Source organism: Flammeovirga sp. EKP202 (assembly GCF_014534745.1).
GTDB lineage: Bacteria > Bacteroidota > Bacteroidia > Cytophagales > Flammeovirgaceae > Flammeovirga.
Map to the genome: position 1 here is coordinate 1 of NZ_JACVVP010000023.1, position 12,358 is coordinate 12,358.

The window sequence follows — 12,358 nt, forward strand, 5'->3', positions numbered from 1 at the left end:
GCTGTTGAATCTTGCAGAGAGCAGAGGGCACGATCCCCAATCGCTCATTTCAATACCTCATAGGTTGCTGTTGAATTCGTTACCTCTTATTGTACTTGTAAGTTTTAAATTTATTTCAATACCTCATAGGTTGCTGTTGAATCCATCACAAACTTTTTCAGCAAAGTTAAAGTAACATATTTCAATACCTCATAGGTTGCTGTTGAATGCTTTAAAGGAAGGTTCCACTTACATTTACTTAAAATTTCAATACCTCATAGGTTGCTGTTGAATAGTAATCATCGGCAGTTGCAGAGAAACAGATATTATATTTCAATACCTCATAGGTTGCTGTTGAATTTATTCGAAATGTTAGAAAATCAAACCTTGAGTTGAATTTCAATACCTCATAGGTTGCTGTTGAATTAAAAATTGGGGACAAGTTGTTGAGTCTCACACTGAATTTCAATACCTCATAGGTTGCTGTTGAATGTATACAAGCCCTAGATAATAAGTATTTCTTCCCAAATTTCAATACCTCATAGGTTGCTGTTGAATAGAAATGTTATATTAGGAAGTGCTAACGCTTTCCATATTTCAATACCTCATAGGTTGCTGTTGAATCTTCTGTCTTTTCTCTTAAATCTCCTTTTTACTTTCATTTCAATACCTCATAGGTTGCTGTTGAATTTGATTTATCGCCACTCCAAAACAGTATAAAATCTAATTTCAATACCTCATAGGTTGCTGTTGAATCTGACCTCATCGTTGCTGGGAAATTAGGTGGTGACACATTTCAATACCTCATAGGTTGCTGTTGAATTATATTCCCTAGCGTATACAAATTGTTTTACTCTCATTTCAATACCTCATAGGTTGCTGTTGAATATCAGGTATTCTTGTTGCTGGCTTAACGGGTTCCATATTTCAATACCTCATAGGTTGCTGTTGAATATCTGTAGTTTTTAAAATATTCTGTATTGTTCTTATATTTCAATACCTCATAGGTTGCTGTTGAATGATCTACTAACCCTGCCATATATTTCTGCTCTGTAAATTTCAATACCTCATAGGTTGCTGTTGAATTCTGTTTCAGATCTCAAATCAACATTAAGGAGTTATTTCAATACCTCATAGGTTGCTGTTGAATTAAATCCCCTTCCATCGCTTTTGCATAATTGAAAATATTTCAATACCTCATAGGTTGCTGTTGAATTCAATGAAAAAGTAGAAGTTAATTTACAGTTAAGAATTTCAATACCTCATAGGTTGCTGTTGAATGTTATCTGGATTAGTGTCTAAAACTTTTAGCTTTTTATTTCAATACCTCATAGGTTGCTGTTGAATATGTCGTACACTCCGTTTGTCTCTGTAATTCCAGAATTTCAATACCTCATAGGTTGCTGTTGAATCGGTATCCTGATTTCTAATTAGAATCGCTCTTTTCAATTTCAATACCTCATAGGTTGCTGTTGAATTATCATCCATTCGTTTTTAGAATCGTCATTGATGGTATTTCAATACCTCATAGGTTGCTGTTGAATGCGTTCTCTTGGTTACGTCTCGTCATGCCTGTTTCTATTTCAATACCTCATAGGTTGCTGTTGAATCGAATAAACATCAAGCTTTACTCCTGCACCATATCCATTTCAATACCTCATAGGTTGCTGTTGAATGTTCCATGAAGAAGAAGAGCGAACTTTTCAACTTTATTTCAATACCTCATAGGTTGCTGTTGAATTTCAATAAATGCCGTACAGCAGACGAACGTGCTTATTTCAATACCTCATAGGTTGCTGTTGAATTTGTCTTCTTTTTCAGACTCGTCTACTTTCTTCTTTTATTTCAATACCTCATAGGTTGCTGTTGAATACTAGAAACGGGCACATTGTTATATCTTTTCTCAAATTTCAATACCTCATAGGTTGCTGTTGAATTTGACCTCCACCGTTATCAAATAACCAACCTCCCAATTTCAATACCTCATAGGTTGCTGTTGAATCGACTCTACAGGTTTTAGAGTATCTTCAAGTTTTTGATTTCAATACCTCATAGGTTGCTGTTGAATATTTCTTGTGACAGTAATGTTTTATTATTTGCAACATTTCAATACCTCATAGGTTGCTGTTGAATTTGTGATAAGCGTAAACTACCAAAATTACAGCACTATTTCAATACCTCATAGGTTGCTGTTGAATAATATACAACAGATATACAGATTATTAATCTTTGTAATTTCAATACCTCATAGGTTGCTGTTGAATTTGAAGATGTGAAGAATAGTAGATATTACGATGATATTTCAATACCTCATAGGTTGCTGTTGAATTCAAAGACCAATCATCAGTATGGTACTCCTATCGAATTTCAATACCTCATAGGTTGCTGTTGAATATTTCAGTTAATCCAACCAGGTCTGCCAGATACCAAATTTCAATACCTCATAGGTTGCTGTTGAATTCCAGTGTGCAGGGATTTTAACATCCTTAAATAGAATTTCAATACCTCATAGGTTGCTGTTGAATATTAAGATGGTTTCAAAAATGTGAGTTTTGACCCAATTTCAATACCTCATAGGTTGCTGTTGAATATCCTTCCAAAGATTTATTTTTGATTCATTTGTTAAATTTCAATACCTCATAGGTTGCTGTTGAATTTTATCTAATGCAACGACCAATTTCGTTTTTACTTTATTTCAATACCTCATAGGTTGCTGTTGAATATTGATTTACCTTGAGTCAATAGATTGATTGTTTTATTTCAATACCTCATAGGTTGCTGTTGAATTAAAGCTCCTGGTTCGTCCCCCCTATGTTCTCATAAATTTCAATACCTCATAGGTTGCTGTTGAATATTTGTTCACCCATGCTTTTAAAAACATCAGTGAAATTTCAATACCTCATAGGTTGCTGTTGAATTTCAGTAGAGTCTAAGCAAATTAAGCAGTTAGATTTATTTCAATACCTCATAGGTTGCTGTTGAATCATACCTGTACGTGCTACAGCAAAGGCAGTTTGAAATTTCAATACCTCATAGGTTGCTGTTGAATTCCCAAAAGTCTACCTGCAGGTGTGACTGAGAGAGAATTTCAATACCTCATAGGTTGCTGTTGAATAAAGTCGATGGATCGACTGAAGAATACGTCATGTATATTTCAATACCTCATAGGTTGCTGTTGAATGTCATCAAGAACTCCAATAAGATCATATTCTACAAATTTCAATACCTCATAGGTTGCTGTTGAATTTTTCCACTCCCACTCGTTTTTAATGTCAATTCCCAATTTCAATACCTCATAGGTTGCTGTTGAATGTTATCTGGATTAGTATCTAAGACTTTAAGCTTTTTATTTCAATACCTCATAGGTTGCTGTTGAATTTTGAAGTGGAGATGAATGATGCTGTCTTTTTCTATTTCAATACCTCATAGGTTGCTGTTGAATCCGTCGAATCGACGACATAATATACCCCAAACATACATAAAAAAGAGGTTTGATTTTTTATTTTATCAAAAAATATCGTCGATAGGCAATTATAAGATTTCCCCCTTAGATCGACAACCTCGTTTTTATACTGTTTTGGAGTTGTTTTCAATAATTATTACAAAATGTCAAAGAACGAACCAATAAACAACTTAGGGACCGACGACTAAAGGAAATTATCAATAGATGATTTTTCATCACCGATTACCTCTTTTTGAAGCCAGTATTGCTCCCTATTCTTGAAGAGAATCAAAGAATCTCCTTCTTTCATAATCTCTTTTGCCTCTGCTTTAAAGTTTTCAAGTTGTACTTTTGTTAATTCTCCTTCAAAAACAGAGTTTTGAATCCAATTGAGATATTTCCTACAAAGTTTAAGCATTTTACCTACTCGTTTTGTATTCATATCATAAACCAATATTACATACATAGTTCTCTTTGTATTACCACCAACATTTAAATCCAATATAAGGCTCAATATCCATCAAGTGTTTACTGACTTTGTAACACTCTAATTTAATTAAGTGTTTATAACTAACGTTTCTACCTAAACTTCTATGCTTAATCGTGTCTGTTAATTTTTTATCCCAAGCTTGTAAAACTTTTTTCCTACCACTTTCTTTCAATAGACAAGCATTAATTTCAGCATTAAAATCTTTATGCTGTATTACTCCCTTATTGACCAAAGAGAAAATCATTCTGTCTACTAAAACAGGTTTAAAAACTTCTGCAAGATCTAATGCTAACGAAAAGCGGCGTACACCTGGTTCATGCAAAAAACTAATGGTCGGGTCTAATTGTGTATGATAAATCATATCTAAACAAGCTGTATAACATAGCATATTAGAAAAACTAATCAACGCATTCATAGGATCAGTGGGAGGTCTTTTTTCCCTGCTAAACAATGGAAAAGTTGGACTTATCGTTGTAAAAGCACTATAATAAGACTGTCTTATATTACCTTCCAATCCCATTAATTCATCTATCTGTGTTGTGGAAGAGATACGTGTTCTATATTCTTCTATCGCAAATATTGAAGCTGTAAGATCCTTGCCCCTATTGTGATAATATTTTATTGTTTTGAGCATATTAAAAGAAGCCGCATCAATAAAAGCTTGAGCGATTTGTATTCTTCTTTTGGAATCCGCATAATGTAAACTTTGCTGAACATTCAACTGCCCTGCCTGTAGATATTCTTTAGGATAAAAAGAACCCGTATAATGTTCGTAGTAATCAAAAAAATGAACTCCAATACCATTTTTCCCTAAAAAATTATACAAAGCTGAATTAGCATCTAAACTACCCAACACATACAAGTTGCCGACCTGCTCAACGGGCAAGTACCTTGCTTGTCCTTCCCTTCCATTTTCATCTACAGGAACAAATTTCAACGTATTATCTTTTCTACTTAACCTTCCTGGGTTAAATAAATAATATGATTTTTTCATAACTCAGCCGTTTCTTCCCCACTCCAACAAAAGTCAAAATAGGAACACTTTTTACATTTACTTTTTGATAATTTCGGAGGACATGTACCCTGTAAAATCTTTTCCGCAGTATGTAACCATTGCTCTACCTCAATGGTATCTGTAGCACTATCCCATTCTACATTTTCAACAATCCGAAGTTTGGGGTATTCAATGACCGCTCTTGGGTTTTCTACTCCTATTTTCTCTAACAAATACAGATAGTACTTCACCTGAGCAATATGTGACTGCTCTTTTTTATTGGACTTCTTGACTTCATGAACAGTATTTGTTTTCGCATCAAAATAATCGATTTTTCCTATTCCCAAATCAATTTCTTGCCATTTTCCAGCACGTTGGGGATATGTAGTTTCTCCAATCAATCTTCCTTCTGCTACTAAGTCTGATGAACTTTCCATTCTCAAATGTTTAGCATGTAACCACATTTTGCGATGGCAGAGATGGAGGTAGGCGATGAGGGTTGGGGTGATATCCATTTTCTTATTGTCTAAAGAATGGACGAAGTTACTTTATAGTTGTATTTATAAAGTAACTTCTAATTTGTTAAATACATTCGTAAACGGTGTAGCCTTTGGAAGTATGTGTACTTTTCAAAGGTAAAACCAGTACCTCTTTTTTCCTCTTAGTTTTCTTTGAACTGTAACTGTTGACTTGTTCAAAGCTTACCGAAGGATCAAAATCATCATATTCTTGTAGAATACCGACAGGGGCTTCGTTAATATCGAAGGGTTTAACATTAGCTTCTTGAGGGCTGTTGCTATATTCCAAGAATTGGAAGAAACAGCCTTTTTTGCCAAAGTAGTTAATTCGAAAGATATACTCTTTCAGGTATGTTTCTGCTTCCTCTGATGTTACCTCGAAGATCAGTTCGATGGGATTGGAGATATGAACGTATTCCCGATAAGCGACTGTTTGCTGAAATCCACCTCCACTTCGGGCAGGCTTGTGGATTTTCAGAAAAGAGTTGTTGACAGAAAAACAACTGCCCGACTCGATATGGTAGGTTATTTTAGCCTGTTTGATGTAATCAAAGACTGTACTTTTTTTCTGTTCCAATACCTCCAAATCATTGCCTACCAAAATTGCCTGATTCAAGATTGCCATTTTTATTGAATAGGGCGAAGGTAATAGCAATGACTTCGCCCCAGAGTTGGTGGCGTTGCTGTTCTTTAAGGAGAAAAGGGCAGTCGGTAAAAATTTGGCTGAAAATTTAGGCATTAGCTGATTCGGTAAGGTTCATATTCATTGATCAGGTCCGCCATTTTTTCAGTGAACTCATCCATGCTATTGAAAGACAAACATTGTAGTTTCGCTTTTTTATCGATCTTGTTCAAGTTTTCTGTGATTTTCAGAATTTGTGTATCATAAGTATCATTAAGCGGGCTGACCGTTGGTGCTGGTGTCATGGATTCAGAAATAGTAATAACTCCAGCAAAATTAGTGATGTGTGGTTTTTGTGTACTGGTCATTGCACCTTTTGGGTTAAGTACACTATTCAAGAGTCCCATCATCACGGATTTATAACGTTCTAATCGTTCACTTTCTTCAATTGGGTATTCTCGTTTGAACTCGTTGAAACCAATTTTGTAAAGGTCAAGGCTACAGATAAAAGCATAGACACCATGATTGGTTGGTCTGTTAAAAGGCGTTGGATTAGGGCTATCTTGTGTTGCACCACGCATATGGAAATGTGTTTCTGTATCAGATACAGTAGGTTTTCCAATCGTCCAACCAAATTCAACTAAGGATTTGCGAGGGGTGTTTTTGATTCCTTTTACGTCATCAACCATCAATACACCATGTGTATCGGTAATAGTACATGTACTAATGATTCCGTCTTGTACACCTGCTTGTGATTTTTCTTTGACTACTTTGTTTAACTCATCTGCACTAATTCTATCAGGGCTTAACAATTTTGCCTTTTCACTAAGTTTTAAGGCATTCTCGACACAATAGTTGGCTTGATGTCCGGCGTGAATATGCTTGAACATATCTCCCGATATGGCATTGACGGTATGAGGTTCTTTTTTGTCATCTACTACTGTGACTTGACGAGTGATGATTTGATTTCCTTCTCCTCCTTCGTTGTTGAGCGAGTGCATATTCAGTGTGATTTCAGCACTGATGGATAGGCTAGCGATTTTTGTTTTTTCAGACATGCTATTTATTTTTTTTAGAGGTGATTCATTTTTTTCTGTACTATTTGTTTTCTTGGCTAGATAGTTCCTTTCTTTCAGTACCTTCTAGGGCAAATCCATAGGAAGTAAGTAAAGCTCCAATAAGGCGAGATGAATATTGATTAACCAAGTCATAGAACTGATTGAGTTCAGAGACCTTTACATTTGCTCTAAAATATGTTTCTTCTTTTGCTTCGACTTCTTTTTGTTGTTTTTCTACAAAACGAGCAGTTTCTGCATTGTAGGTACTGATAAAATCTCCTATGAAAGTGGTCAAATCTTCTTTGGATTTCGATTTGTTTTGCAACTGCTGTGATAGTCCATAACGGATTTCGAATTTACGATTTTCCTTTGGGGTGTACTGCAAGCTGACTGTACTTTTACGAATAGCTTTGGCTACGGCTTTAAAGCCTTCGTTTTCGATGATCTGCATGAGATCGAGGTTTTCTGTTTGCATATTTTGATAGAATCTTGAAAGTGTTTCTACTCTGAATGGTTTGATATAGTATTTTTCGTTGGCTAGTGAGCGTACCAAGTAGCCTGCGTACCAATTGTAGAATTGATGAAAGTCGTCTAAAGAACTACTTTTGGTACTACTCAAAAAGTTTCTGTAGGCTTGTAACGCTTGAATAGCATCTCCGTTTTCTTCTATAGATTTGATGATACTTTCTTGGCTTTCGAGAATGGTTATCCAGTCTCGGGCTTCTTGCTTGTTGCTATATTCGATAAAGTTGGGGGTGCCTAGAAATGAAATGTTTGCTACAGCACGATTGAATCCCAATTTCTTCTGATAAACGGTATGGAAACCATTGATTACTTGCTTTGGCTTCTTTTTGTATTCTTTGTCATGTTTGATAAAAAGCGTTACCAATCGGAACATATTGAGTATATCAAGCTTGACCGAAGAGTTTGTTTTCAACTCTCTTTTGAAGTCTACAATCAATGGTAGTCCTGTTATGCCAATGTTTGTTACTTTAAAGTCAAGAACATAAATCTTGAGATCAAAGTCAGTTCCTACTTTGATGAATTGGATGGTCATTACTTCTATGGCTCCTATGATCTTCATGCTTTCAGTAATCCAAGAAGATTTGAGATTTCCCATTCCCCCGTCATTTGATTTGGGTTTGTTTAAGCCCTTTCCTTGATAAGGGTTGAGAAGTTGTTGTGATGTGATTTTCTTTGCCTTAAGTGAGTATGTTATTTTGCCTTCTATGCCTGTTATGTAATATTCCAATAGACTTTTGATGATAGAAGCAAAGTTTTCTTTATTCATCGTAAGGTTCTCATACGCACTCATGTAAGCACTATAAGGATTACGCTTTAGCTCTCTGTAAACATCAAAGGCTTTATCAAGCTTTTCATTAAACTCACTATTTTGTAGCTCGTTAAGGTCTGCATAAGCTTTCTTCTTTTCTTCACTGCTCAATTTCTCATTTTCTTCAATGAGTTGTGCTTTTTCCTTATATCCATCTTTTATTTCATTTTGTGCTGGATAATCAAAATAATCATCTTGACCTAGCTCTTTAGGTGCTAGTGTTGTTTCATCCTTTATCAAGAACTTTATCAAAGGAAAGTAGGATAATCCCTCCAACATTTGTTGAGTGATTTCCTTATCCAATGTGAGTAGGTAATACCCATCCTTATCTATAAGTGTTACCTTGATCGCTAAGGATAATTCCTGGGTGACTTTTTTTAACAAGATGGCAAGTCCATAGGCTTCCAATGTTTCGGCATAAGTGCCTGATGTTTTTTTGACAAAAAAGTTTTTATACATCGTTCAAGTATTTTTTTAGACTTTCCGCATAAGGTGCGTATTTTTCATAATCTTGGGTGGCTTTTTGGTCGCAAATTCTTAGGATTCGAACCAAGAAAAAGTAGATAACCGCTTCTTTGATCTCTTCAAAATCCTCAAAATCAAATTCATCCCTCTCACCACTCCGATCGGGCGATAGGTTAAAGCCAAATTCATCCAACAGGTTTTGGAAAGCTTTGTAATTGCTATCTGATATTTTAAATGTTGTGTTTGATGAGCTTAATGGATGATGGTGACGAGCAATTGCCAAAGGAAGCATATTTTCTAGATAGGGATTGCTTGTCTGTTCACCTATCAATTCTTCAGCTACTAAAGCCCCAATACCTGCATGTGGAGGTCTACTGTTTAGTCTTTCAACTTTGCTTAATTGCCAATCTTGAGCTGAGCTTGGATCAAAATCAGTATGCCCCAATACTTCATTAAAGTCTTGCAGAGGGATACTTTCTTTAAGGGCTTGGTAAGTCTGCATTGGTGTTTGCCAAGCGTTATTAAGTTTACCGTAGTCATGAAGTAGGAACATAAAGGTTATCAGACGGATAAAGCTTGTTTTGTCTAGGTTTTCATCGTCCAAATACTCTTTCATTTGGGTAAAGATGAAGTCGAGTTTGTCTTCTCCTTTTCCTAAAAATTCAACATAGAAAGCTCCTAGCAAGGCTTTGTTATGCTGTTCGAAGCTATCTTTTTTGAAAGAGAAACTTTCTTTTTCTGTCTCCTTTTCTTTTGCTCGTCGGGCGACTTTTCCGAAGGTTGCGGAATGTGTCCAGTTCAAGCCGATTTCGGATGAGTAGCCGAAGTATTTTTTATTGAGAAAAATCTTATCAGTATAGAATTTTGCATTTTGAATTTCGCTTAGGCTTAGTTGTTCACCTTCGTCATTATCAAAAAAGTTGTCCCATTCTTTTAACTCTTTGGCTAGCCAGTCAATATCTGAATCAAAGGCTAAAGGACCCTCTCCATTTGTAATTTTTTTGAGCCAACCAACCAAGCTCCATTTAAAGAGTCCGACTGATTGAAAGGTATCGGGGTTTTGTATGACTTCTTCTTCCTCTTGATCTCCAATAAGAACTAGCTCTACACTTTGTATATCACGGATTCGTTGTCGGTAATGGTTTTTATTACAGTCCAACCAACATTCTCCAAAGTTTTTGGCTATAGTTGAATTACTTAAGGAGCTTTCAAGTTTTCTTTGCTTCTCTACTTCATCTTTACCCATAACTTCTTCGATGAGTTGTTTTGGTGTGTCTCCATCCAAGTTATTGTATGAGGCCAGTTCTTCGAGTGTACGAGAACAAAGCTCTTTATCGTAAGGCAGATATTTTGAATTAATTTTATTGATTTCTTTCTGATCTTCTTCTTCGTCTGTTTCAATCTTAAGCTGTTCGTTTTCATCAAGGATATCATAAACATATATGTCTCCTGTTTCGTTTTTATATCGGGCACAACGTCCTACTCTTTGTAAAAATGAATTAACGGGAGATACTTCTGTGTGCATGACTTCACAAGAAATATCTATACCTGCTTCGACTACTTGGGTGGCTATTAGAATGGCGTTCGTATCTTGATAGATGTTACCTTCTTCGTCTTTTCCGAAGAGTCTTTTGAGCTGTTCTTCTTTGGCTTTTCGGTCTTCGGGATAGAATCGAGAATGCAAACAGATGACTTTAGCATTTTTAAAGTCTGCGTCATCGCATTTTGATTGTAAGGCTTTCAAATCCATGTAGAGGTCTTGTGCAGTTTCTACCCTGTTGCAGATTACGATGGAACGTTTCTTTTTAGGATGCTTATCTCGTATTTTTTCTGCACTAATGCATTCTCCTTTTTCTACTTTTAAAGTCTTTTTATTTTTTGAGGGTATTAGACTTCCAATTTTTGCTCGGTCTTGAGGAAAGTCATCTAGGCTAATTATGCTATAATTCTCTAAGTTGGTTCGAATAAATTCTCTGAAATTCTCACTTAAGGTAGCGGTCATAATACAGGTTTGGGTGAGGTTACCCATGCTTTTGAGCATTCCTAATGAAGTCGCCATTGAGCGTTCAGTATCAAGCAAATGAAATTCATCAAAGACCAAGTAGCTCCCGATGATGGCTCCTGCATTAATATTAGCTTCACGCTTGGACAATGCTAAAGGGAAGGATAAAAAATTACTTAATGTTTGATCAATTGTAGAGAAAATAATATCTCTTTCAAAGTGTCGATCTTCAGCATATTCACCTGTTTGTAATACTACTTCAAAAGATTTACCACATAACTTCTTTATATCATTATGAATAGAATTAGCCAAAGTCCGAAGAGGAAGGCTGTAAACTATTTTTCGTGGGAAAGAAAATTCTGGGTTAGCCATTGCAATTAAAAAAGGCATTATTGAAGCTAATGTCTTTCCTGATCCAGTGTCAACACAAAGAATTACATTATTCCCCATTAATAGCTGTTTTGCTACTTCGAGCTGATATGAATAGGGCGGATGACCTAATATTTTTTGATAACTATCAATAATTAGCTTTTCTAAAGCTAACATACTAAGTTGTTTAGTCATAATTATATACCATTAATTATCTAATAACTTCCACCATCCCAAACCCTAAAGCATTTTCACTACCCACTCCACACTCATACAATAATTCATGCACTTCTACAGGAGCTAAAAAAGTAAAGGAATAATAGTGTCCAATAAGTTTGGAACGTTTATCTTTTGGCTTTGCTCTTTCAGCTCTTGGAGAGAAATATTGTTCTAATGTCATTTCCCAATTATCTGTATTAATGTCTTTATCTTCTCCATGTGCAAAAGCATGGGATTCTATCTTTTCCTTTAAGTTTTTAAAGAAAAAAGCTTTATACTTTTCAAAATGAAGAGGACAGTAGTAATACTGATGTTTGTCCTTTTCTCTATCAAAGTTTTCCTTTCTTGCTAAAGGATTTAAAAAAGCATCTCTTTCGGCTACTTGACTCAAAAAAATCGGGCTTAATAATTCATATTTTTGACTAGAAAGAAAGGTTGGCTTTGGTTGAATCTCTACACCTACTATTTCAAAATCCATCATCCCTAACCTGCCCTTTTGCTTCATAAACATACCTTGGATAAAGTGCTGGGCTATATCATCAATAGAAAATGAAAGGTAAAGTATTACATTTTCCTGTGTTGAAATATGAAAATCTCTTCTACCTCTAAGTGCTTTTCCAGATTCGTAATACAAATCAGAAAAAGTAAAATGTTTGAAGGTTTTATTTTCTCCATGTTTGTAACCTACATTATGGAGAAAGTAAGAAAACATCTCATTATTGGCTTGAATCATTTTATAAATAAAAGCTTGAATGAATGCTTTATAATGATTTTTTAAAAAGCCATTTTGTCTCCATTTTAGTTTTAATTTTAACCGCATTATATTTTATATTATCATAATTCAAATATATCCTCTACATGCACTAT

The 12,358-nt window shown here is 35.2% G+C and carries 8 protein-coding genes and 1 CRISPR repeat array; all 8 genes read right to left on the minus strand.

The window, feature by feature from the left end:
• Positions 1-46 precede the first annotated feature (46 nt).
• Positions 47-3,421: direct repeats of the CRISPR family, unit length 30 nt; unit sequence ATTTCAATACCTCATAGGTTGCTGTTGAAT.
• 205 nt (positions 3,422-3,626) lie between these two features.
• The 8 genes from cas2 to cas6 all read right to left on the minus strand — a co-directional run bounded on the left by cas2 (position 3,627) and on the right by cas6 (position 12,311).
• Positions 3,627-3,887, minus strand: a complete 261-nt coding sequence (gene cas2 / locus IC221_RS15105; protein WP_188169766.1) for a CRISPR-associated endonuclease Cas2 — start codon at positions 3,885-3,887, stop codon at positions 3,627-3,629.
• 13 nt (positions 3,888-3,900) lie between these two features.
• Entirely contained in the window at positions 3,901-4,905 is a 1,005-nt protein-coding gene (gene cas1b, locus IC221_RS15110; RefSeq protein ID WP_188169767.1) for a type I-B CRISPR-associated endonuclease Cas1b, read from the minus strand.
• Positions 4,902-5,420, minus strand: coding sequence for a CRISPR-associated protein Cas4 (gene cas4, locus IC221_RS15115; protein ID WP_188169768.1), 519 nt, complete (start codon positions 5,418-5,420; stop codon positions 4,902-4,904). Before cas4 ends, cas1b begins: the two co-directional genes overlap by 4 nt.
• Before the next feature lie 67 nt (positions 5,421-5,487).
• Positions 5,488-6,162 carry a hypothetical protein gene (locus tag IC221_RS15120; protein WP_188169769.1) on the minus strand — a complete coding sequence of 225 codons (675 nt, stop codon included), beginning with the start codon at positions 6,160-6,162 and terminating at the stop codon, positions 5,488-5,490.
• Positions 6,162-7,103, minus strand: a complete 942-nt coding sequence (locus IC221_RS15125; RefSeq protein ID WP_188169770.1) for a DevR family CRISPR-associated autoregulator — start codon at positions 7,101-7,103, stop codon at positions 6,162-6,164. The genes IC221_RS15120 and IC221_RS15125 overlap by 1 nt, the downstream gene beginning before the upstream one ends.
• Before the next feature lie 40 nt (positions 7,104-7,143).
• Entirely contained in the window at positions 7,144-8,895 is a 1,752-nt protein-coding gene (locus tag IC221_RS15130) for a hypothetical protein (protein ID WP_188169771.1), read from the minus strand.
• Entirely contained in the window at positions 8,888-11,467 is a 2,580-nt protein-coding gene (cas3, locus tag IC221_RS15135) for a CRISPR-associated helicase Cas3' (protein ID WP_188169772.1), read from the minus strand. The genes IC221_RS15130 and cas3 overlap by 8 nt, the downstream gene beginning before the upstream one ends.
• 16 nt (positions 11,468-11,483) lie before the next feature.
• Positions 11,484-12,311 (minus strand): CRISPR-associated endoribonuclease Cas6, encoded by an 828-nt coding sequence (gene cas6, locus IC221_RS15140; protein ID WP_188169773.1) that lies wholly within the window; start codon positions 12,309-12,311, stop codon positions 11,484-11,486.
• Positions 12,312-12,358 lie beyond the last annotated feature (47 nt).

Excerpts from the sequence above, each read along its gene's own strand:
- cas2 (WP_188169766.1), bottom strand. The coding sequence starts at position 3,887 with ATGTATGTAATATTGGTTTATGATATGAATACAAAACGAGTAGGTAAA.
- cas1b (WP_188169767.1), bottom strand. The coding sequence starts at position 4,905 with ATGAAAAAATCATATTATTTATTTAACCCAGGAAGGTTAAGTAGAAAA.
- cas4 (WP_188169768.1), bottom strand. The coding sequence starts at position 5,420 with ATGGATATCACCCCAACCCTCATCGCCTACCTCCATCTCTGCCATCGC.
- IC221_RS15120 (WP_188169769.1), bottom strand. The coding sequence starts at position 6,162 with ATGCCTAAATTTTCAGCCAAATTTTTACCGACTGCCCTTTTCTCCTTA.
- IC221_RS15125 (WP_188169770.1), bottom strand. The coding sequence starts at position 7,103 with ATGTCTGAAAAAACAAAAATCGCTAGCCTATCCATCAGTGCTGAAATC.
- IC221_RS15130 (WP_188169771.1), bottom strand. The coding sequence starts at position 8,895 with ATGTATAAAAACTTTTTTGTCAAAAAAACATCAGGCACTTATGCCGAA.
- cas3 (WP_188169772.1), bottom strand. The coding sequence starts at position 11,467 with ATGACTAAACAACTTAGTATGTTAGCTTTAGAAAAGCTAATTATTGAT.
- cas6 (WP_188169773.1), bottom strand. The coding sequence starts at position 12,311 with ATGCGGTTAAAATTAAAACTAAAATGGAGACAAAATGGCTTTTTAAAA.